Origin of the sequence: Frondihabitans sp. PAMC 28766 (assembly GCF_001577365.1) — a bacterium.
Classification (GTDB): domain Bacteria; phylum Actinomycetota; class Actinomycetes; order Actinomycetales; family Microbacteriaceae; genus Frondihabitans.
Genome location: NZ_CP014513.1, coordinates 112214 through 133718, shown reverse-complemented (window position 1 = coordinate 133718; position 21505 = coordinate 112214). Strand labels below are relative to the sequence as shown.

At 70.0% G+C, this 21505-nt stretch carries 23 protein-coding genes; 10 read left to right on the top strand and 13 right to left on the bottom strand.

Features of this window, described 5'->3' with window-relative positions:
• Window positions 1-12: 12 nt before the first annotated feature.
• Complete coding sequence (locus AX769_RS23515) at window positions 13-1233, bottom strand: carbohydrate-binding protein (RefSeq protein WP_204249274.1); 1221 nt, start codon at window positions 1231-1233, stop codon at window positions 13-15.
• Window positions 1234-1471: 238 nt separating this feature from the next.
• Between AX769_RS23515 and AX769_RS00610 the strand changes: the two genes are divergently transcribed.
• Together AX769_RS00610 and AX769_RS00605 are read left to right on the top strand one after the other, a co-directional pair.
• Window positions 1472-2770, top strand: a complete 1299-nt coding sequence (locus AX769_RS00610) for an ROK family protein (protein WP_066274773.1) — start codon at window positions 1472-1474, stop codon at window positions 2768-2770.
• A 175-nt stretch (window positions 2771-2945) separates the two neighbouring features.
• Window positions 2946-3764, top strand: a complete 819-nt coding sequence (locus AX769_RS00605; protein WP_066274769.1) for a mycofactocin-coupled SDR family oxidoreductase — start codon at window positions 2946-2948, stop codon at window positions 3762-3764.
• A gap of 246 nt (window positions 3765-4010) precedes the next feature.
• Here the strand turns inward: AX769_RS00605 and AX769_RS00600 are convergent, their stop codons facing one another.
• On the bottom strand, window positions 4011-4619 hold the full coding sequence (locus tag AX769_RS00600) for a TetR family transcriptional regulator (protein ID WP_082763381.1): 609 nt from the start codon (window positions 4617-4619) through the stop codon (window positions 4011-4013).
• Between the two features lie 110 nt (window positions 4620-4729).
• On the opposite strand from AX769_RS00600, the gene AX769_RS00595 reads away from it, so the two are divergent.
• The gene (locus tag AX769_RS00595) at window positions 4730-5671 is read left to right on the top strand and encodes a zinc-binding dehydrogenase (protein ID WP_066274767.1); all 942 of its coding nucleotides are present in this window, start codon (window positions 4730-4732) and stop codon (window positions 5669-5671) included.
• 69 nt (window positions 5672-5740) lie between these two features.
• Here the strand turns inward: AX769_RS00595 and AX769_RS00590 are convergent, their stop codons facing one another.
• The 4 genes from AX769_RS00590 to AX769_RS00575 all read right to left on the bottom strand — a co-directional run bounded on the left by AX769_RS00590 (window position 5741) and on the right by AX769_RS00575 (window position 9665).
• Complete coding sequence (locus tag AX769_RS00590; protein ID WP_066274765.1) at window positions 5741-6355, bottom strand: HutD family protein; 615 nt, start codon at window positions 6353-6355, stop codon at window positions 5741-5743.
• Window positions 6356-6388: 33 nt separating this feature from the next.
• Window positions 6389-7132, bottom strand: a complete 744-nt coding sequence (locus AX769_RS00585; RefSeq protein WP_066274763.1) for a sugar phosphate isomerase/epimerase — start codon at window positions 7130-7132, stop codon at window positions 6389-6391.
• Window positions 7129-8451, bottom strand: a complete 1323-nt coding sequence (locus tag AX769_RS00580; protein ID WP_066274759.1) for an ABC transporter substrate-binding protein — start codon at window positions 8449-8451, stop codon at window positions 7129-7131. Before AX769_RS00580 ends, AX769_RS00585 begins: the two co-directional genes overlap by 4 nt.
• A gap of 119 nt (window positions 8452-8570) precedes the next feature.
• Window positions 8571-9665 (bottom strand): LacI family DNA-binding transcriptional regulator, encoded by a 1095-nt coding sequence (locus AX769_RS00575; protein ID WP_066274757.1) that lies wholly within the window; start codon window positions 9663-9665, stop codon window positions 8571-8573.
• A 157-nt stretch (window positions 9666-9822) separates the two neighbouring features.
• Between AX769_RS00575 and AX769_RS00570 the strand changes: the two genes are divergently transcribed.
• A complete protein-coding gene (locus tag AX769_RS00570; RefSeq protein WP_066274755.1) occupies window positions 9823-10494 on the top strand; it encodes a hypothetical protein in 672 nt (223 codons plus the stop codon).
• A gap of 184 nt (window positions 10495-10678) precedes the next feature.
• Window positions 10679-11251 (top strand): TetR/AcrR family transcriptional regulator, encoded by a 573-nt coding sequence (locus AX769_RS00565; protein ID WP_066274752.1) that lies wholly within the window; start codon window positions 10679-10681, stop codon window positions 11249-11251.
• A gap of 136 nt (window positions 11252-11387) precedes the next feature.
• Here AX769_RS00565 and AX769_RS00560 read toward each other — a convergent pair whose 3' ends face one another.
• Window positions 11388-11693, bottom strand: a complete 306-nt coding sequence (locus AX769_RS00560; RefSeq protein ID WP_066282955.1) for a putative quinol monooxygenase — start codon at window positions 11691-11693, stop codon at window positions 11388-11390.
• A 151-nt stretch (window positions 11694-11844) separates the two neighbouring features.
• Window positions 11845-12759, bottom strand: coding sequence for an oxidoreductase (locus tag AX769_RS00555; RefSeq protein WP_066274749.1), 915 nt, complete (start codon window positions 12757-12759; stop codon window positions 11845-11847).
• 110 nt (window positions 12760-12869) lie between these two features.
• Here AX769_RS00555 and AX769_RS00550 point away from each other — a divergent pair, with 110 nt between their 5' ends.
• Window positions 12870-13430, top strand: a complete 561-nt coding sequence (locus AX769_RS00550) for a TetR family transcriptional regulator (RefSeq protein ID WP_066274747.1) — start codon at window positions 12870-12872, stop codon at window positions 13428-13430.
• Between the two features lie 15 nt (window positions 13431-13445).
• Here the strand turns inward: AX769_RS00550 and AX769_RS00545 are convergent, their stop codons facing one another.
• Both AX769_RS00545 and AX769_RS00540 read right to left on the bottom strand, forming a co-directional pair.
• The gene (locus tag AX769_RS00545) at window positions 13446-13805 is read right to left on the bottom strand and encodes a YciI family protein (RefSeq protein WP_066274746.1); all 360 of its coding nucleotides are present in this window, start codon (window positions 13803-13805) and stop codon (window positions 13446-13448) included.
• Entirely contained in the window at window positions 13802-14218 is a 417-nt protein-coding gene (locus AX769_RS00540) for a nuclear transport factor 2 family protein (RefSeq protein ID WP_066274745.1), read from the bottom strand. The genes AX769_RS00545 and AX769_RS00540 overlap by 4 nt, the downstream gene beginning before the upstream one ends.
• Before the next feature lie 226 nt (window positions 14219-14444).
• On the opposite strand from AX769_RS00540, the gene AX769_RS00535 reads away from it, so the two are divergent.
• The 4 genes from AX769_RS00535 (at window position 14445) to AX769_RS00520 (ending at window position 19086) form a co-directional block, all read left to right on the top strand.
• Entirely contained in the window at window positions 14445-15182 is a 738-nt protein-coding gene (locus AX769_RS00535; protein ID WP_066274743.1) for a sulfite exporter TauE/SafE family protein, read from the top strand.
• A 30-nt stretch (window positions 15183-15212) separates the two neighbouring features.
• A complete protein-coding gene (locus tag AX769_RS00530; protein WP_066274738.1) occupies window positions 15213-16721 on the top strand; it encodes a carboxylesterase/lipase family protein in 1509 nt (502 codons plus the stop codon).
• A gap of 163 nt (window positions 16722-16884) precedes the next feature.
• Entirely contained in the window at window positions 16885-18144 is a 1260-nt protein-coding gene (locus AX769_RS00525) for a hypothetical protein (RefSeq protein WP_066274735.1), read from the top strand.
• Between the two features lie 63 nt (window positions 18145-18207).
• Window positions 18208-19086 (top strand): helix-turn-helix transcriptional regulator, encoded by an 879-nt coding sequence (locus AX769_RS00520; protein WP_066274734.1) that lies wholly within the window; start codon window positions 18208-18210, stop codon window positions 19084-19086.
• On the opposite strand, the gene AX769_RS00515 is transcribed toward AX769_RS00520, so the two are convergent.
• The 3 genes from AX769_RS00515 to AX769_RS00505 are packed head-to-tail and all read right to left on the bottom strand — an operon-like array spanning window position 19054 to window position 21487.
• Complete coding sequence (locus AX769_RS00515) at window positions 19054-19728, bottom strand: nucleoside/nucleotide kinase family protein (protein WP_082763380.1); 675 nt, start codon at window positions 19726-19728, stop codon at window positions 19054-19056. The two genes, AX769_RS00520 and AX769_RS00515, sit on opposite strands and share 33 nt — an antisense overlap.
• A complete protein-coding gene (locus AX769_RS00510; protein WP_239451887.1) occupies window positions 19725-20537 on the bottom strand; it encodes a family 1 encapsulin nanocompartment shell protein in 813 nt (270 codons plus the stop codon). The genes AX769_RS00515 and AX769_RS00510 overlap by 4 nt, the downstream gene beginning before the upstream one ends.
• Window positions 20534-21487 (bottom strand): Dyp-type peroxidase, encoded by a 954-nt coding sequence (locus tag AX769_RS00505; protein WP_369824050.1) that lies wholly within the window; start codon window positions 21485-21487, stop codon window positions 20534-20536. Before AX769_RS00505 ends, AX769_RS00510 begins: the two co-directional genes overlap by 4 nt.
• Window positions 21488-21505: the final 18 nt, after the last annotated feature.

Sequence of the window (21505 nt, the reverse complement as noted above, 5' to 3'; positions counted from 1 at the left end):
CGGGGCTCGCGCCTAGCCGAGATCCTTGAGGAACTCGTTGGTGTAGCCGAGGGCCGCGGTGCTGGTCGAGCTGCACGTCGACGAGGCGGTCGTCTGCGCGCACGGGGTGTCGCGGTCGAGCGACCAGTAGTGCACGCCGGCGAGGCCGTTCGCCTTGGCCCAGGCCGACACGGTGTCGACGTCGGTCAGGCTGGTGACCTCGCTGGAGACGTCGTTCACGCCGATCATCGGGGTGAGCTCGATCTTCGTGGCCGGGATGCCGAACGTGTGCTCGAGGTTCTCGGCCGCCTGGATCGACGACTGGCCCATGTCGCACGAGCCGCCCGAGACGACGCAGTTGGCGCTGGTGGCACCGCCGAAGTCCATCGTCATGAGGTTGATGGTGTAGTTCGACAGGCTCGACGCCTTGATCGCGTTCACCACCGAGGTGCCGAGACTGTTGAGCCCGCCGTACGACCCGTCGGAGGCTGCGAGGGTCGCGAGCGTGAACGAGAACCGGAGGTTCGGGTAGGTGCTCTGCGCGCCGGCCGCGGCGTTGACGAGGTTCGAGATGTCGGACGCCGACTGGCCGCCTTCGATGTCGAAGTCGACGCCGATCATGTGAGACGACGAATAGCGGGCGATGAAGCTGTCGAGCGCCGAGGTCGACGCGCACGAGAACGTGCCCGCGGCGCCGCCGGTCGAGACGATGTAGTTCACGCCCGCAGAGTTCAGCGCGGGGATGTTGGCCGAGGCGAACGCGGATCCTGCGACCCCGCCCCAGTTCTCACTGCCGCACGTGCCGGTGGCGAAGGCGAGGGTGATCGCCTTGAGACCCGGCTCTTTCGTGGCGACGAGGCTGCCGGGCCCGACGACCGGGATCGTGCTGCCGGTGACGGCGGTCTGCATCACGTCGGTGTTCCAGTTGAGGTTGGCAGTGACGTCTTTGTAGGGGCTGAAGACGAGTCCGCTGGCTGAGCCGGTGCCCGTGCCGGTGCCGGTGCCTGTCCCCGTGCCGGTCCCGGTCCCGGTCCCGGTGCCGCTGCCGCTGCCCGAACAGCTGCCCGTCGACGTCCACGGTTGGCCGCTGCCGCTGGCGCCCGAGTTCGTGGCGGGGTCGTTGCCTTGCGTCCACCAGTTGGCGGTGTAGTTCGCGCCGTTCTCGCTGACAGTGCTGCCACCCGTATGGGCGGTCGACGCGCTCCACGCGGTCGCGCAAGCGGTGGCGGCGTTCGCCGTCGCCGCCGGCACCACGGCCAGCAGCGACCCCCGATCACTGTTCCGATGACGGCGGCGTAGACACCCAGCCGTCTTCCCCTCGTGCTTTGACCCCTGCTCACAGACACTGTCGATCCTCTCTTCGTTGAATCTTTCGACAATTGTCATCTTCGATCTGTTTCCAGCGGATTTCAAGGCGAATAACAAACGACTTACACCTAAATAAACAACACTTTGTACGATTATCGACAGGGCATCGGCATAGGATCCCCCCATGACCACCCCTCGATACGGCGATCAGGCGTTCAGCCCCGGATCGCCCGGCGATGTCCTCCGTCTCATTCGATCCGGGGCTGCGACGTCGCGGGCTGAGCTCGTGCGAGTGACGGGTCTCGCGCCGTCGACGGTGTCGCTTCGGGTCGAGGGGCTCTTCGAGCTCGGGCTGCTCCGCGAGATCGGGGCGGCAGGATCAACGGGCGGTCGCCGAGCGCGCCGCCTCGAGATCGACCCCTCGGCCGGCGTCGTCGCTGCCATCGACCTCGGCGCGCACCACGTGCGCATCGCCGTCCGCGACCTGGCCGGGCGAGCGGTGGCCGACGACGACGCGAGCGGAGAGATCCTGGTGTCCGCTGATCCGGCCGAGACGGTCGACGCGATCTGGGCGGTTCTCGAGCGGCTTCGCGAGAGTCGTGGTGACGGGCGAGCTCGGCCCGAGCTGCGCGGCATCGCCGTGAGCGTGCCTGCTCCGGTGGAGTACCCGAGCGGCAGGATCCGCACGCCCTCCTTCCAGCCTGCGTGGGACGGCGCCGATCTGCCCTCGCTGTTCGCTCACCACACCGACGCCCCCGTCCTGATCGAGAACGACGGCAACCTGATCGCGCTCGCCGAGCGGCCGACCGGTGCGAGGTCTGGTTCCGGCGCAGGCGCTGGCGCTGGCGCTGGCGCTGGGTCGGGCTCGGGCTCGGGCTCGGGCTTCGGCTCCGCGGCGGGCGACGCCGGGTCTGTGCCGGCCGAGCTCGTCGCGATCAAGATCGGCACACGCATCGGCGCGGGCGTCATCAGCGGAGGCCGGCTGCACCGAGGCGCGAGCGGCGCCGCCGGCGAGTTCAGCCACTCGACCGTCGACGGGACACCCGCGGTCGGCTGCACGTGCGGCATTCCGGCCTGCCTCGAGTCGGTGGCGAGCGGTCGAGCCATCGCGGCACGCCTGCAGGCGCTCGGCCACGACGTCGAAACTCCGGCCCAGATCGTCGAACTGGCGGCGCACGGCGATCCTGATGTCGTGGCCGTGCTCCGCGAGAGCGGCGTGCACATCGGTCGGAGTCTCGCGGGGATCGTCAACTTCATCAACCCGCGCACGGTCGTCGTCGCCGGCGCTCTGGCCGGGGCGCCGCATCTCGTGGCGGCTATCCGCGGTGAGCTCTACAGCCGGTGCCTGCCGCTCGTCGCGGAGAGCCTCGAGGTGCGGGTCAGCACCTCGCCGACCGAGAGCAGTGTGCGCGGGGCCGTCGACCTCGTGCTCGACGAGGTCTTCGCGCCGCCGCGCATCGACGCGCGTTTTCGGCAGGGCTGAGCGGCCGGCGAGGGTTCGACCGCGCGGGTCGGCGGCAAAGGCTCGGCCGTGACCCTTGCCACTCACAGCGCGCGGGGTTAGCCTGAACTCGATTCGGCACTGAGTGCCACAAAACGAGCAACGACCGCTCATCCCCATCGATGGCGGGCGCGCTCACATCGAGAGGATCGAACCAATGGGAAACCTCGAGGGCAAAGTCGCCTTCATCACCGGCGCCGCTCGCGGCCAGGGTCGAAGCCACGCGCTCCGCCTCGCCAAAGAGGGCGCCGACATCATCGCCGTCGACATCGCGGCGCAGATCGACACCGTCCCCTATCCGATGTCGACACCCGAAGACCTGCACGAGACCGTCTCGCAGATCGAGGCGCTCGATCGGCGCATCGTCGCGATCCAGGCCGACACCCGTGACTATCAAGCGCTCGTCGACGCGGCCGCGAAGGGTGTCGCCGAGTTGGGCCCGATCGACATCATCCTGGCCAACGCGGGCATCGCGCCGCAGGGCGGAACCGGCGACGACGCGCAGACCTTCCGCGACGTCGTCGAGACCAACCTCTTCGGCGTCTACAACACGGTCAAGGCCGCGGTGCCGTCGATGATCGAGAAGGGCCAGGGCGGTGCGATCGTTCTGACCAGCTCGACGCAGGGCCTGAGCGGCGCAGGAGGCGACGGCACGGGTGCCACGAGCGGCTACACCGCTGCGAAGCACGGCGTCGTCGGCCTCATGCGCACCTTCGCCAACTGGCTGGCCCCGCAGATGATCCGGGTCAACACCGTCCACCCCACGGGCGTGAACACGCCGATGGTCATGAACGACGCGATGCAGAAGTATCTCGCCGACAACCCCGGCATGAGTGACGCGCTGAAGAACCTGCTGCCGGTCGAGATCGTGCAGCCGATCGACATCTCGAACGCGATCGCCTGGCTCGTGAGCGACGAGGCGCGGTACGTCACCGGTGTCACGCTGCCGGTCGACGCGGGGTTCACCGCCCGCTGATCCCCGAAGGTCCTGCCCCCCTTATCTTTTCGGCAGACCCTCACCGTTCAGACGGTCAGATCGAGCCGAAAGGGTAAGGGGAGCGGAACGGGCCCAACCCTTACCTTTTCGGCACGTCCTCACCCACGAGACGGGCCGGATACGCCGAAAAGGTAAGGCGTGACGGGCTCGTGGGCAGACATGCGCGCGTTCTCGCCCAGCGAGTCGGCGAGCTTCTGGCCGGCCTCCTCGTTGAGGCCGAGCTGGCTACGGGTTCTCGTCGAGGAAGTGCTGCAGCGCGTCTCCCACCGGCGTGAGATGAGAGCGCAGGATCACGGGGTCGGGCGCCTCGGTGCCATCGATCCACCGCCGCAGCACGGCCACGTAGGCCGCCTGGACTGCTCCCCCGATCGCCGCGGTCGCCACGGACCCTGCGGGCAGGCCGCGTCGCCGCTCGACGTAGCCCGCGACCTCGGCGGCCCAGATCCGCCAGTGCTCGGCCGTTTCGCCCGAGAGGGCGGGATCCTGGTCCAAGACCCGGAAGCGGGCGAGCCAGGTGTCGGGTGCCGCCTCGCGCGACAGTCGGGTCGACTCGGCGACCGCGTCGATCACCGCTGTCATCACGGGCACGTCTCGGGCGGACTCGAGCGAGGCGCGGAGTCTCTCGATGGCGCGATCGAATTCTCCCCAGACGATTCCGCCCTTCGACCCGAAGTAGCGGAAGAACGTGGTTCGCCCGACCGAGCCGGCGGCCATGATGGCCTGAACGGTGGTGGCCTCGTAGCCGTCGCGGAGCAGCAGATCGAAAGCGACCTCCTCCAGGGCCTCGCGTGACGAGACCGGCGGGCGACCGCGGCGGGGGGCAGAGTCTGTCATCCACCGAGGCTAGAGCACATTCCGGTGCGGTTCAGGTTTTAGGTACCAAGTTCCATTAAGATGCACTCGGTCGACGAAGTGGTCGCCGACCTCACGAAAGGAACATCACCATGAAGGCCTGGCAGTTCACCGAAGTCGACGCCCCGCTCTCCCTCCACGAGGTGGAGGCACCCACCCCGGCGGCCGACGAGATCGTCGTCCATGTCAAGGCCGCAGGCCTCTGCCACAGCGACGTCAGCTTCATCGACGGCACACTGACCCCGCTCCTACCCTTCCGCCCGATCACGCTCGGCCACGAGATCGCCGGCGTGGTCTCGGCCGTCGGCGCCGACGTCACCGAGTTCAGCGTCGGGCAGCGCGTCGGCATCCCCGCCACGATCGAGGACGGCCCCGGCACCGAGAAGAACGGCGGCTTCGCCGACGAGGTCGCGGTGCTCGCGAAGCTCGTCGTGCCGCTGCCCGAGCACGTCCCGTTCGATCAGGCCGCTGCGGCCACCGACGCCGGGCTCACGTCGTACCACGCCGTCAAGGTGCAGGGTCGCGTCGGCCAAGGCACCAAGGTCGGCATCATCGGCCTCGGCGGGCTCGGCTCGCTGGGCGCGCAGGCCGCCCTCGCCCTCGGCGCCACGCTCTACGTCGCCGAGAAGAACGAGAAGGTGCACGACTACGCGCGCTCGCTCGGTGCCAAGGCGGTCTCGACCGACATCGAAGACTTCACGGACGAGGCTCTCGACGTCATCGTCGACTTCGCCGGCTTCGGCACCACCACGGACGGCGCCATCAAGACGCTGCGCCGAGGCGGTCGCATCGTGCAGGTCGGTCTCGCTCGCGCCAGGGCCGAGCTCGACCTCCAGACCCTCACCCTCAACGAGATCGAGCTGGTCGGCTCACAGGCCGGCACGAAGCAGGACCTCGTCGAGGTGCTCGAACTCATCGAGCAGGGCAAGCTGACGTCGCGCATCACCGAGATCTCGTTCGACGAGATCGGCGACGGCATCGGCAAGCTGCAGCGTGGCGAGGTCATCGGTCGGCTGGTCGCCGTCTTCGGTTGATCTCGCTCGCGCAGCGGGCTGCTCGCGAGGAACCCTTCTCCGTCAGGGGGCGCGGTGTCGTCAGTGCGGTCAGACGGTGTTGGCGGGCCAGAGGGTGACCTGGGCGTAGGTCGCGGCACCGAGGAGTGTCATGGGCTCGCCGGGGTCGCCGAGCAGGGTGCCGAGCGGGCCGAGCTGAAGCGTTGGCGCCGTCTCGCCCTCCTGGGCGACGACGCCCGCGCCCTCGAGGAGGATGAGTGCGACCCGCGTCCCAGGGGTGCTGCCGACGGTGAGCCCGTTCCGGATTCTCGTCAGATGGAGGCTGCCGTGGAAGGCGCCGCGACGCGTCATGAGGTTGACGTCCCGACCGGGCGTGTCGACGCCTACCGGCCGCACGTCGTCCTCACCTGAGAACTGGAGCGTCTCCTGCGGCTGGAGGTCGTGCTGCTTCCCTTCCACCATGAGCGTCAGCGGATCGGGGCCGAGCGCCATCAAGACGCGGTCGACTCCGGGCAGGGCCGAGAACGGGGTGGCGGCCTCGATCGTGGCGACGCTGATGCGCCAGTCCCAGTCGGCACCACCCCGGTCGGCCCCACCCGAGTCGAGCCGGCCCGAGCCGATGCCGCGTGCGATCTCCGTCGTCGAACCGAGCCCGTTGGCCCACGGTGCCGGGGTCAGGTCCGCGAAGCGGATGAGAGTGGCCATGCACCCATTCGATCAGACCGTCCGCCCGAGCGCTCAGCGGTCGTGGTCGTCGAGCCAGGCGAAGGACGCCGAGATGCCCTCCAGGGGGTCGCCGACGTAGCCGTCGAACTCGATCACCCGCAGGGCCGTGGGCGCCGCGGCCAGGATCGCGGGCACGTCGAGCGCGCCCTGCCCGGCCGGCAGCTGGAGGTCGTCGTCGAGGCTCAGCGGGCCGTCCTTGATGTGCAGGAGGGTGACGCGGTCGCCGAGCGAGCGGAGGAGCGCGGGTGTGTCCGCGCCACCGACGGTGGACCAGAACGTGTCGATCTCGAGCACCACCTCGGGCGCGAGCGCATCGGTGAAGACCTCGAAGGCGACCGCCCCGTCGACCGTGGGCTCGAACTCCCACTGGTGGTTGTGATAGCCGACCGTCAGCCCGAAGTCGGCGGCCTGGGCTGCGAGCTCGCCGAGCCGGGTGGCGCTCGCGACCACGTCGGACCGTGTCGTCCAGCGCTCGGCCGGGATGGCCGGGTCGACCACCGTCGTCACGCCGAGCTTCTGCGCGGCCGCGAACACGGCGGCAGGATCGGGCGCCGACACGAGACCGGCATGAGCCGACGGCGCGACGAGCCCTGCCTCCCCGAGCGCCGCCGCGTACTCGTCGGCCCGGTCGACGAAGCCATACGGCTCGACGTTCGTGAAGCCGATCGCGGCGAGAGCGCGCAGGGTTCCGCCCAGATCGTGCGCGAGGGCGTCTCTGACCGAGTAGAGCTGGACCGAACGCGGGGCCGACGTCACTTGACCGCCTTCTCGAGGGCGGACTGCAGCGTCTCGAGGATCTGTTTCGAGGCCGTCTTGCCCTGGATGATCTGCTGCACGAAGGTGGCGCTCGCGCTGCCGCCGTCGACGGCATTGAGGGCCGCGAATGCCGACGGCGCCTTCGCGCCGATCGTCTTGCCGAGGGGCTGCCACTCGTTGATCGACTTGACCAGGTTGGGGTTGTTCTGGATGACGGGGAGGTCGGTGATGCTCTTCTTGACCGGGAGGTCGGTCTCGACCCCGCTCGTCCAGAACTCGTGGATCTGGTCGAGGTACCAGGCGACGAAGGCCTCCGACGACTTCTGCGACGGGGTCGTCGTGAACATCATGAGCGGGTTGATGTAGTAGACGGTGCCCTTGTCGCCGTGCGGGCCGGTCAGGGGGCTCGCGACCTTCACGTCATCCTGCGACGCCTTGGGGAAGGTCTTGTCGAGGCCGGTCTGGTTGAAGCCCATGCCGACCGAGCCGTTCGTCCAGCTGGTCGCGAGGTTGGTGGAGGTGTACGCGGCGGCACCGGCGTAGATGATGCCCTTCTGCACGCACTCGTTCAAGAAGTCGAGGGTCTCGATGTTGCGGTCGGTGACCGCGTCGGGCGTCTCGTCTTCGGCGAAGAGACCACCGCCATTGTTGATCAGAAGGGCCGCGACGGTGTGCTGGGCGTCGGTCGTGGTGCTCGACCCGGCCATGCCGAGGCCCGTCACGCCGATCTTGTGCAGCTTCGTGCCGGCGGCGATGAAGCTGTCCCAGTCGGTGGGCACGTCGGCGTTGGCCTTCTCGAGCAGCGACTCGCGATACCAGAGCACCCGGAGGTCGAGCGACCACGGCACCGCCGCGTAGCCCTTCTTCGTCTTCATCGCGGGCAAGAGGCCCGGGAGGAAGTCGTTCGTGCCGTTCTTCGTCAGCAGGTCGATGAGGTCGTCGGCGGGGGCGACCGACCCCTGCTCGAGGAAGGCGAACGGCAGGAAGGCCGCACCCGTGCTGACGGCGGGCGTCGTCTTGGAGGCCGCCGCCGAGGTGAACGTCTGGTACCAGTTGGCCCACGGCACGGACTGGTAGGTGACGCCGCGATTGGACCCTGTCGGCTTGTAGCCACCGGCGATGGACTTCGCCTTGGCGGTGTAGGCCGTGCCGGTGCCCCAGACCATGTCCCAGAACTTCAGGTCGGCGCCCGCGGCCTTGGAGCCACCTGAGCCGGACGGCGAGCAGGCCGCGAGGGCGGCGGCCGCGGCGGTGGCGATGCCACCGCCGATGAGGGCCCGCCTGGTCACCGGGCGGCGGAAGAACGATGAGTCGCTCATGTCAAACTCCTTCGTTTGAGATGCAATCGGATGCGTGCGGCCCGACTCGCGTCGGGCGCGGAACCAAACCGGTTTACCTCGGGTGAAAGTAGCACCCGTTCGGCCACCGGGTCAATGGCTCAGGCGGGTGCGGGGCCGGTGCTGGGCCGGATCCGCAGGCGGAGGGGGGACACGACGACGTCGGGTGTCTCGGCGCCGTCGACGACTCCGACGAGTCGAGTGGCGAGCTGCTCGCCGAAGGCGACGGTCTCGTGGTGCAGGGCCGTGATCGGCGGAACACCCACATCGCAGAGATCGGAGTCGATGAACGACGCGACCGAAACCTCCTCCGGCACCCGGAGTCCGAGGGCATGGCACATCGAGAGGCCCGACAGAGCCATCAGGTCGTTGTCGAAGACGAGGAACGTCGGGGGCTCGGCCCGGCGCAGAAGGCGCTCGGCCGTCGCGGCGCCTTCGGCCGCGCTGTAGTCGGTCCACTCGGTCGACACCAGGGCACCGGGGTGCTGTTCTGCCCAGTGGAGCGTCGCCACCTCGCGGAGGAGCACCGAGCTTCGCACAGGATCGCCGGAGATCCAGGCGATCCGTCGGTGGCCGAGCTCGTGCGCGTGGTTCAGGATCACATCGACGCCGCGCTGCTCGTCCAGCCAGACGGACGGGACGCTCGCCGTCTCGGGATCCTGCCGCCCTGCTTTCGACCTGTCGCCGTCCTGCTCCGACCGATAGCTGCGGAACGCCGCGACCGGCAGCCCCAGGTCGTCGAGGAGGGCGAAACGCCGCTCGTCGGCGTCGATGTCGGTGACGACGACGCCGTCGACCCGTCGGGACGACGCCCAGCGGCGGTAGAGCGCCTCCTCCTCGGTGCGATCGGCGACGAGCTTGACCACCAGGGCCACGTCGGTGTCGGCGAGCCCGAGCTCGATGCCGATGAAGAGCTGCGTCACGTAGGGGTCGATCGTGGCGGACTTCGCGCTGCGCACGATGGCCCAGCCGATCGCGCCGGCCCGAGCGCCCGACAGAGCTCTGGCCACGCTGTTCGGCGACCAGCCGAGGTCGACGGCCGCCGCCTTCACGCGTTGGCGGGTCTCCTCCGACACGCCGAGGCGCCCGTTGAGGGCGTGTGACGCGGCGCCCTTGCTGACTCCGGCCGCGCGAGCGACATCCACGATCGTGATCCGAGGCTTCGGCCCTCCGGCTCGCTCGCTCGCTCTCGACATGCGCTCATCCTAGGGAACGGGTCGATCAGGTCACGGAATGGTCACGGTCGAGAACTCGTCCCACCCTTTTTGGCAGGGGCAGCGAACACAGGTCATCGGGCAAGCGCCCAACGAACACTCAACCGGTGTTCACCATTCATCCAATAAAGGACCTCCCATGCGCAAGATCTCCAAAGCTGGAATCAGCTTCGCTGCTGCCGCCGTTCTCGTCGCCGGTGTCGCCGGTGTCGGTGTCACTCAGGCCAACGCGGCGTCGACGCACCTCGCCGCCGCGAAGAGCATCCCCGCCCCCGCCGCTGCCGTTCCCGCCGTTCTCGGTGGTACCACGGGTGTCGCGCTGGACAGCAACTTCCTCGCCGCGCTCAAGAGCTTGAAGCTGACCCCGTCGGTGTACGGCACGGCCAAGCTCACCGGTAGCGACATCACCTTCCCGATCACGGGCGGCTCGGTCGTCTACTGGTCGCCGAAGAGCAACTACCGCCCGTACGTGCAGGGCATCCTGGAGCACGACGGTTCGGGCCTCACTCTGACGTCGGGTGCGACGTCGGTCACGCTCGCCGACTTCACCATCAACCCCGGCAACTCGCTGCTCTACGGCGATGTCTCGGTCAACGGCAAGGTCGCGGCCGTCCAGGCTCCGCTGTTCAACCTTCACGGTGGCACGCTCAAGCCGCTGCAGCTGCAGGGCAAGGACGCGATCCTGACCGGCACCACCGTCCACGTGTCGTCGACGGCTGCTTCGCTGCTCGACTCGACGTTCAAGACCACCGCGGTCAAGGCGGACCTCCTCGTCGGTGTCGCCACCATCACCGCTCAGATCTCCAAGTAATTCCGACACTCCACCCCTGAACGTCCGGTTCGCTTGCGCTCCGGACGGCGTCCGGGGATTGGATGCCCCGGACAACCCGATAGGGCCCGTCGCACGCCTCGCGTGCGGCGGGCTTTCGTCGTCTCGGGCTCGGACATGCCTTGTGTGTTCTGTCAGCGACTGACGGCACTGGTACTCTCGCTCCATGCCCCGGGACGGACGGATCGTCAGGGCGCGGCTGCAAGAGGCGGCGCTCGATCTCTTCGTCGAGCGTGGCTACGACGAGACGTCCGCCGCCAGCATTGCGGAGCGCGCCGGTGTCACCGAGCGCACCTTCTTCCGGCACTTCGCCGACAAACGCGAGGTGTTCTTCGACGGCGACGCGGAGCTGAGCGACGGGCTGAACTGGGCGCTCGAGGCCGTCCCCTCCGAGGTGGTTCCGTTGGAGGCGCTGAGGGCGGCCTTCCACGAGTCGGTGCCACTCTTCGAGGGCAATCGGCCGGTGACCGAACGGCGCGCGCCCGTGATCCTGGCGACGCCTGCGCTTCGCGAGCGGCAGATGTCCAAGGTGGAGGGCCTCGTCGAGACCCTCACGGCGGCTTTCGAACGTCGCGGTGTCGCGGCTCGGCCGGCGGCCTTCGCGGCCCGGATCGGCATGGACCTGCTCGGCATCGCGACCGCGCGCTGGTTCGAGGACGCAACGCGGGGGCTGCACGCCGAGATCGACGAGGCTTTTCGCGAGCTGGCGAGGGTCGCCGACTCGGCACGGGTGTTGTAGCGCCTCGACTTCGGCGTGGCCCCTCGAATGCGGCGCACGCCCTCGGATGCGGCGCACGCCCTCGGATGCGGCGGAGACCCGCGCGAGCAGACGCGGCGGTGGCCCTGGGCAGGGTGTGGTGTCCGCCGGCGAGGGTCTAGCCGCCCGCCGCGGTGCCGCCGATGGAGTAGCGGCGCTCGATGCCCGCCGTCACCCGGCCCCACTCGCTGGCCCCGACACGATCCTGGTGCGCCCTGAAGACGGACTCGCCGGTGAAGCGTTCGTCCACTTGCCACACCAGCGGATCGGCCGTCGGCGTGACCTCGAACGAGACGCAGCCCGGCTCGGCTCGCGTCAGCGCGGCGTGAGCGGGCAGATATCGCGCGACGACCGCGGCCTGCTCGGCACTCGCGCACACGAGCAGCCCGCTGAGGCGCACTTCGCTGGACAACGGATCGGGCATGCCCGACACCATAGAGGCATGGCGACTTCGCGCGCCGCCTCGGGCCCCGCGCTCCCGAATGCGACAACCGCACGCCGATGTCGCGTCGCACTTGTCGCTTTCGGGTGGGAAGGCCGCGGCGCGCGGTGAGCTCAGGCACGCGAGCTCGGCGTCACGCCACCTCGAAGCGGACGCCCGTCCGCGCCTCCGAGTAGGCCCAGAGCGCGGCGGCAGCCGCGCGGTCGTCGGCGGCGGGCGGTAGCCGGACGAAGCCGGGGGCGCCGCGCAGTTCGGCACGACCCGTCGGCGCGACGAAGGCGCCGGGCGCGACGCCGGGCTGGGTGGCGGCGAAGAGAGAGGGCAGAGCCGCCTGTTCGGTGCTCTGCCCGACGAGGCGCTCGAGCAGGAGGCCGGCGATCGCCTGCATGGCGCGCGAGCCGTGACGCTGCAGGCCGGTCATGCTCGTGCCGGGGTGCACGGCGACCGGTGTCAGCCGAGGGTCGGCGCCCCGACGGGCGAGCTCTTCGACGAACAGGACGTTCGCGAGCTTCGACTTCGCGTACGCGCCCATGGGGGAGTAGCTCTGCTCGCTCTCGGGGTCGTCGAGGTCGATTCCGCGGCGGCGCGCGACCTGGGCGCTGACCTGAACGATACGCGCCGACGGGGCGGCGAGGAGGGCGGGCAGCAGGAGGCCGGTCAGCGCGAAGTGGCCGAGGTGGTTGGTGCCGAAGGTCAGCTCGAAGCCGTCGGTCGTCAGGCGCCGCTCGGGGACGGCCATCACGCCGGCGTTGTTGACGAGCAGATCGAGGGAGCCGTGCTCGGCCAGGATCGCCGAGGCGGCCGAGTGGACGGAGGCGAGGTCTGCCAGGTCGAGGGCGACGGTCGAGGTCGAGGCCGATGGTACTTCGCTCTGCAGTGCCCGGCGGGCCTCCTCCACCTTCGCGAGGTTGCGGCCGCCGAGGATGACGTGCGCGCCGGCGCGGGCGAGGGCCTTCGCGGTCTCGAAGCCGATGCCGCTGTTGGCGCCGGTGACGACGGCTGTCTTTCCTGCCTGGGTGGGCAGGTGGTGTGCGTCGAAGGTGTTCATGGGAGGTTCCTATCTCGGCCGTCGCTACGACTAACCGGTTAGTTGACGAGGCGACCATATCGACGATCCTGCGATGCGTCAACTGACTGGTTAGTCGCTAGAGTGAACTCATGGCAGGAGATGCGGATGCGACGCGGGCGCGGCTGCTCGCGGCTGCCCGCAAGGAGTTCGCTGCGTACGGCATCGCAGGGGCGAGGGTCGACCGCATAGCGCTCGAGTCGGGCAGCAACAAGGCGCAGATCTACCACTACTTCGGCAGCAAGGACGGGCTGTTCGACGCGGTGTTCACCAGCATCGTCGGTCAGGTAGTGGAAGGAGTGCCGCTCGACCCGGCCGACCTGCCCGGATATGCGGCGAGTCTCGCGCGGGGCAACGACGCGTTTCCTGACGTCGGGCGCCTGGCCACCTGGCACCGGCTGGAGCGTGCCGGCAGCCCGCTCGTGCAGGCGGCCGTCGAGAGCAACCGCGACAAGATCGACCAGCTCGCGGCGGCGCAGGCCGCGGGTCTGCTCACCGACCGCTACCCGGCCGGAACCCTGCTGGCGCTGATCCTGCAGATCGTGGCCGTGTGGGCCGAGATGCCCGACGAGCTCGCCGCCGTCGCCGACGTGCCCGGCGCCGACGCGCGGGCCGCCCTCGTCGCGGACGCTGTGCGGGCGCTCCTCGCCTGAGCCCGAGCGGGGCGGCTAGCTGAAGCGTGCCCGTTCGGGGAAGGGCCGCACCTCCTGCGGCCAGCCGCAAGCGACGGCGACTCGGCCGGCCCAGTGGCGGGCGGCCGCCTCGTCGGGCACGTCGATGACGACGAAGCCGCCGAGGTGCTCGGGGGTGTCGGCGAAGTGGCCGTCGGTGAAGACGGGTTCGCCGCTCGAGGCGTCGACGCTGAAGACCGGCGTCTCGGCGACGAGGCCACCGTTCGTGTAGACGAAGACGCCGGCCTCCGCCATCTCGGCCATGAGCGCCCGAGTGACCTTCGACTTGGCGATCAGCTCGTCCATGGTGTGATCGGGCACCCACTCGTCGTTGAAGGCGATGAGGTATTCGGTCATGGCTGTCCTCCTTCGGGCAGGTGACTCACAATCGGCTCCGCCAGTCGCGCTCGCGACATCGGGGCAGGGAACGGCTCGCCGAAATACTGCGTCTCGTGCGAGACGCAGCCGTCGACGAACTCCATGATCGACACAGTGGTGGTCGGCACGTCGTCGTAGGTGATCACGCACTCACTGACCCAGAGGGCGCCGTCGCCGACGATTCGGCGCACGGCGAAGTGGCGCTCGGCCGGGTGCCCGCCACGCTGGGCCGCGATCGTCTCGCGCCCCCGAAAGCGTTCGCCCGACTGCGGGTAGTCCAGGATCGCGTCGTCGGCGTAGAGGGCGTGCTCGGCTTCGTTTTCGCCCTGCTCGGACGCCAGCCAGTGCTGCTCGACGAGAGCCCGCAGCCGCATCGCCTCGTCCGCCGTCATGCAGACAAGCTAGTTGCTCGGCGACTCCGGCGGTAGGCCCCGTATGGACCTGACGGAGGCCCGGAGTAGTCTGACCATCGATAGCGCCTAGGGTTCCGGTGCCGCGTGCGGCACGCCTGGTCCGAGCGGCGCCACCGGGCCCGATCGAGACGGCCCGGTCATCTCAACGGACAAAAGCCTGGAGGATCCGCGGCCGACGCGAACGCAGTCGGCCAGACGGATCCCCATGCTCGTTTCTGCCAGCCTCACTCTCGTCCTGCTCTTCGTCCTCGCCCTCGCCGCCGGGGTGCTGGGCGGCATCGTCGGCACCGGTTCGTCGCTGATCCTGTTGCCCCTGCTCGTCCTTCTCTACGGCCCGCGCGTCGCCGTGCCCGTCATGGGCATCGCCGCGGTCATGGCCAACATCGGGCGCGTGATCGCCTGGTGGCGCGAGATCCAGTGGCGGCCGGTGATCGCCTACTCACTGCCCGGCATCCCCGCGGCCGCTCTGGGCGCCCACACGCTGCTCAGCATTCCGCCGACCGTCGTCGACGTCTGCCTCGCCGTCTTCTTCGTCGTGATGATCCCGTTGCGCCGTCTGGCTCGGCGCCGCGAGCTGCACCTGAGACTGCGGCACATGGTGATCGCGGGCGCCGTCGTCGGATTCCTGACCGGGCTGGTGCTGTCGACCGGGCCGCTGAGCGTGCCGATCTTCACCGGGTACGGCCTGTCGGGCGGGGCCTTCCTCGGGTCGGAGGCGGCGAGCTCGCTGATGCTCTACGGCGGCAAGCTCACGGTGTTCGGTACCGCCGGCGCCCTCTCGCCCGTGATCGTCGCCCGGGGTCTCATCATCGGGGCCGCGCTGCTCATCGGGGCCCTCGCTGCGCGCCGCATCGTGTCGCGCATCGCCGCGCGCACCTACGAGGTGCTCATCGACGCGGTGCTCGTGGTCGGTGCTGCCGGGATGATCCTCAGCCTGGTATGACGTGCCCGAGCGCGCTGATAGCGTCGGCTCGTGGACACCAGCGCCGAAACCCACCCGCACTCCGACCAGCAGCCCGTCGCCTCGACCTCGTCGGGCCCGGTGCGGGGCCGGCGGCAGGATCACGGCGTCACCGCCTTCCTGGGCGTCCCGTTCGCCGCCCCGCCGATCGGCGCCCTGCGTTTCCAGCCTCCCGCGCCGCCGGCGGCCTGGTCGGGCGTCCGCGACGCGACCGGGTTCGGGCCGACAGCCCCACAGGCGCCCAACCCGGCGGAGGGCCTCCCGCTCCTCCCGAACCGTGTCGCGCCGGGCGACGACTTCCTGAACCTGAACGTCTGGACTCCCGATCTCGAGGGTGACGCTCCGGTCATGGTGTTCATCCACGGCGGTTCGTTCACCTCAGGATCCGGGTCGGTCTCGGTCTACGACGGCTCCCGTTTCGCTCGCGACGGGGTCGTGCTCGTGACGATCAACTACCGCCTCGGTGCCGACGGCTTCTTCTGGACGGGCGACGGCGTGCCGAATCTCGGCCTGCTCGACCAGGTCGCGGCTCTCGAGTGGGTGCGCGACAACATCCGGGCGTTCGGCGGCGATCCTGCCCGCGTCACGCTCTTCGGCGAGTCGGCGGGTGGCATGAGTGTCTGCGCACTCATGGCGATGCCGCGGGCGACGGGGCTCTTTCACCGGGCGATCGCCGAATCGGGGGCCGGGGTGAGCGTGATCAGCCCCGAGTCGGCCCGCAAGGTCGCGACGCGTCTCGCCGAGATCCTCGGCGTCGCCCCGACCCGCGACGGCATCGCCTCGGTGCCGGTCGAGGCGCTCGTGACCGCGTCGACCCAGGTCGCCGGCGAGGCGGCGAAGAAGCCGCGCCGAAAGCTCTGGGGTGACGTCGCGAAGAACCTCATGATCTTCGAGCCCGTCGTCGACGGCGACATCCTGCCCGGCCGCCCCGAAGACCTCATCGCGGCGGGCGCGGCCCACAACGTCGAGCTGCTGATCGGCACCAACGCGGACGAGGCGCGGCTGTTCTTCGTGCCGTCGGGGGCGGCCGACACCATGCCGGGGCTTGCGGCGAACCTCTTCGCGTGGACGTTCGGTGCTCGGCGCCCGGGCACGGTGGGGCGGTATCGCCGCAACCGGCCGGGCGCGCGGAAGGGCGACGTGACGGCCGCGATCCTGACCGACGGGTACTACCGGATGCCGGCGCTGCGGCTCGCCGCCGCGCATCCGCACGCGCACGTGTACGAGTTCGCCTGGCAGTCACCCGCGTTCGGCGGTCGCCTCGGCGCCTGCCACGCGATCGAGCTGCCGTTCGTCTTCGACACCCTCGACGACCCTGCCGTGGCCGAGCTCACCGGAGGGTCGGCGCCCGCCGACCTCGCTACGAGCGTGCACGACGCCTGGGTGCGGTTCGCCACGACGGGCGACCCGGGCTGGGCGCCCTACACGGCGGAGTCGCGCACGAGTATGCGCTTCGACGTCGAGAACCGCGTGACGGTCGACGACCGGGCCGATGAGCGAGCGCTCTGGCCGAAGCGCTGACGCGCCGACGCTGACGCGCTGACGCTGACGCTGACGCGCTGACGCGGCGGCACCGACCCGAACGGCCCCGTTCGGGGGCTGCCTGCCGGTGCCACCGCCCCGTTACTGTGAACGGGCTATGACCATTCGTGGTTCCTGGGGGGCCACCACGACAGGAGATCCTGTGACCTTCGCACCAGTTCGACCGCCGCTCCGCTTCGCCGCCCCTGCCGGGTGGCCCGAGCCGTCGCCCGCCTGGGTGGCGCGCAACCAGGGCTGGCAGCCGCCCGTGGGCTGGCTGCCCCCGGTCGTCGCCGGCTGGCCTGCCATCGCCCCCGCACCGCAGGGCTGGCAGTTCTGGGCGCCCGAGCCGGGCGCGTGGCAGGCATTCTCCGAGCCGTACCGCCGGTCGGCCAAACGGCAGATCCTGATCGGGGCGCTGATGTTCGGCATCGGCTCGATCGTCACGATCCTCGGCTATCTCGGCGACCTGGGCCAGACCTTCCTCATCCTCTGGGGTGCCATCATCTTCGGCTTCATCCGGCTCGTCAGCGGGTTGGCGAACCTCCGCAAGGCCGACCGGGATGCGAATCGGGCTCTGTCCGCCCGATCCCTCCAGGTGCGTCGTGACCAGGATGCCGCGGCCTACCCGCGGTACCTCGCCGAGACCGCGGCCGAGCGCGCCGCCACCGGCCGCCCCGCGATGTCGCTCGAGGAGTTCTCGTCGGCGCTGGACGCCGAGCCGTGGGGTGCGGCCACGGCCACCCCGCCGGCCTTCGGCGACGCCGGAGCGCTTGCGCCGTACGGGTCGCCTGCCGGCGGTGTTCCTCCGTACTCCGCGCCGAGCACCGGTGCTCCTGCCTACGGCGCTCCGGGCGTCGGCCCGTCCGCCTACGGCGCCCCCGGTGCGGGCGCGCCCGCCTACGCGATGTCGTCGGCGTGGGCCCCTCCGCTCGTCGGGCGGGCGCGACTCGTGCGTCGCCGCTTCTGGATCCCGATCGCGATCATCGTCGCCCTGCTGCTGGCCTTCGCCGTGCCCGGCATCATCCAGAACGCGTCGCACGACGCTGCCAGCACGACGGGCTCGGCACCGGTCGGCGGCTCGAACGTCAACGCGGGCTCGCCCGACAGCCCGAACACCAACACCGGCTCGAACACTGACGCGGGCAACTACGCGTTCGCCGACAAAGACTGGACCCTCGTGCAGTCGGGCGCCTGCACCGCCGCCGACGGCTGCTGGCAGCTCGAGCTGACCGCGCCGAGCACCTGCCCGGCGGCCACGTTCACGTGGGGCTTCTCGGATTCGAAGACGGGCGACGACAAGGCGACCCGCACGACGACCGTCGCGTTGACGGCCGGGCAGAAGTCGCACGTCACGATCCCGATCGACGACCAGCTGAACAGCCTCGACTACATCTTCTTGGACAGCGTGAACTGCGGCTGATCCGAGAACGGGGGTTCTCGCCGTACCTCCCTGCTCGCGGGCGAGGCGTCGTACCGTTGTCTCATGGACAACAAGACCGAGGTGCGCGACTTCCTCGCCACGAGGCGTGCCCGGATCACGCCCCAGCAGGCCGGCCTGCCCGACTTCGGCGGTCATCGCCGCGTCGCAGGCCTCCGCCGCGAAGAGGTTGCGATGCTCGCCGGTGTCAGTGTCGACTACTACGTCCGTCTCGAGCGCGGCAACCTCGCGGGCGTCTCCGAGAGCGTGCTCGAGGCGGTCTGCCGGGCCCTTCAGCTCGACGACATCGAGCGGATGCACCTCTTCGACCTCGCTCGGGTCGCCAACGCCAGCTCGACGACGCGCCGCAAGCCGTCGAGCCAGCAGATCCGCCCGACCGTGCAGCGCCTCCTCGATGCGATCGACGGCCCCGCCTGGGTGCGCAACGCCCGCACCGACTTCCTCGCGTCCAACCAGCAGGGCCGCGCGCTCTACTCGATGATCTTCTTCGACCCGGCCCGCCGCCCCAACTCGGCGCGCTTCGCCTTCCTCGACCCGAGGGCTCGCGGGTTCTACCTCGACTGGGAGCAGATCGCCGACGGCGTCGTGGCCTCGCTTCGGGCCGAGGCCGGCCGCAACCCGTTCGACAAGGGCCTGACCGATCTCATCGGCGAGCTGTCGACGCGCAGCGAGGAGTTTCGCGTGCGCTGGGCCCAGCACGACGTCTACCGCCACCGTGCGGGCTCCAAGCGGTTCCACCACCCGGTCGTCGGCGATCTCACGCTGTCGTTCGAGGCGATGGAGCTCACGATGGACCCGGGCCTCACTTTCCTGGCCTACTCGGCCGAGCCCGCCTCGTCGTCGGCCACGGCGCTGCAGCTGCTCGCCAGCTGGGCCGCGACGGAGTTCGTCTCAGGCGACGAGGTCCCAGCGGCCATCGGCTGAGGGGCTCAGCACGACCGTGGCGCGCGGCCGAGTGGCGGCGACGGCCACCGCATTGGGTTCGTCGACCTGGGCGACCCACGCCGTGGCATCCTGCGGCGTCTTGCCGAACCGCACGTGCCGCTGCCTCAGTCGCTCTCGGCGCAGCTCGTCGTCGACGGTGCAGAACCACGACTCGGTCAGGATCGCGCTCACCTCGCCCCACCGCGGCCCGTCGGCGAGCAGGTAGTTGCCCTCGGTGACCACGAGCTGAGCCGTCGACGGGATCGGGATGCTGCCCGCGACGGGCTGCTCGAGGGTGCGGTCGAAGGCCGGGGCGTACACGACGGCATCCTGTCTCGCGACGACACGGCGCAGGATCGCGACGTAGCCGGCCGCATCGAAGGTCGCTTCGGCGCCCTTCCGCGCCCGCAACCCGAGCCGGTCGAGCTCGACGTCGGCGAGGTGGAAGCCGTCCATCGGCAGCCAGGCGGCCTCGACGCCCTGCGCAGTGGTCGCCGAGACCACTGCCTCGGCGAGTGTCGACTTGCCGGCGCCGGGGCTGCCCACGATGCCGAGCAGCACGCGGTCGCCGCCGTCGAGGAGCGCCGACAGCCGCGCTGCCGCGTTCGGCCCGAGGGCCGTGTGCTGCGGAACCGCCTTCACGCGGCGACGGAGAGCGCGATCGCCGCCTCAGGGGTCACGACACGGAAGCTGAACGACTCTTCGAGGTAGAGGTTCACCGAGGTGTCGTCGGCCGAGGCGAAGCCCAGCGAGACGTCCTGACCCGACTCGAACAGGAAGTCGCCGCCCCGGAGGCTCAGCACGATGCCGCTCGAGAAGCCGGGCGACCACTCGATCGGGCCGCCGAGCACGCTCGAGAGGTGCCGTTCGAGCGGATAGCCGCCGTGCTCGCTCGACTCGATCACGCGAACCCAGTCGAGCGGGCCGACGGCGAGGGCGTACGGGCCGCCGATGCCGTTGCGCTTGAGAGTCGCCACGGCCTCGGCGACGCCCGCCGCGTAGCTGGCCGGGGAGCCGTCGACGACGACAGGATCATGAGGGCTCGCCTCCGAGACCCCGACGATGCCTGCCTGCGCCCAGCCGGCGAGGACGGCGGCGTTCTCGGTCTCGGCCAAGTGCTCGGCGGCGTGGTCGAGGGCCGAGAAGTCGAGGTCGCTGGCGCCGCGCGACGCGGTCAGCAGCTCGTCGAGCGACATGCGGAAGTCGGCGCGAACCTCGATGAGCGGCTGGACGACGCGCGACCGGGCGATGACGCCCTCGGTCGGTGCCGCGACGACCGCACCGACGCGGCCGAGGTTGGTCGCGGAGTGCTCCCAGCCGAGCGGGCCGGTGAAGTCGACGAGCTTGCGTGCGCCGAGCGCGGGCGCGAGCCGGGCGGAGGCCTCCTCGTCGAGGGCCTTCCAGGCCAGGTCGGTGATCGGGGCGTGGGAGCGGAGCAGGTGGTCCATCATGATGTCCTTTCGGAGGACGACGCCGGTGTCGGTCGTCGGAGGGATCCGAGGCCGAGTGAGCCGTCGGATCCTGTGGTCGTCGTGGGGGTGCCGGTGCTGCTCGGGGTGATGTCGACAGAGGTCGCCTCGTCGTCGGCCTCGCCCGAGTCGTCGATCTCGCCCAGACTCTCGAGCATCTCGAGCGGCGGCACGAAGAAGGTCGTGCCGGTGACGGCCGTCGAGAAGTCGAGGATCTTGTCGTAGCGGCCCTGCTCGTCGCCGACGAACATGCGCTCGAGCATCCGCTCGACGACCCAGAGGCGCGCGGCGTAGCCGATGAAGTAGGTGCCGAACTCGCCCTGGCCCGGGCGGCCGAACGGCATGTTGTCGCGCAGGATGTCGAACTCTCGGCCGGTCTCGTCGGTGATCGTCGCGAGCGACTTGTGCGACGGGTACGGCTCGGCGTCGCTGTCGCGCTCGACGTTGTCGAGCTTCGAGCGGCCGATGATCGCCTCCTGCTGCTCGGTCGTGAGGGTGTTCCACGCGGCGACGTCATGGAGGTATTTCTGCACCACCACGAAGCTGCCGCCGGCGAACACGGGGTCGTCGTCTCCGTCGATCACCGCGCTCGTGAGGACGTCGTCGCCGACAGGGTTCGCTGTGCCGTCGACGAAGCCGAGCAGGTCGCGGGTGTCGAAGTAGCGGAAGCCGCGCACCTCGTCGACCACCGTGACGGCGTCGCCGAGGGAGTCGAGCAGGAGGCGCTCGAACTCGAAGCAGAGGTCTTCGCGCTCGGCGCGAATGTGGAAGAGGAGGTCGCCGGGCGTCGACACCGCCGTGTGCCGGGCCCCGCTCAGCACGGGGAAGGGATGCAGTTCGGCCGGGCGGGCGTCGGGGTTGAGGGCGTCCCACGCCTGAGGCCCGATGCCGACGACGCACGAGAGGTGCCCGCCGAGATCGCGGAACGACACGGTCTTGACCAGGTCGGA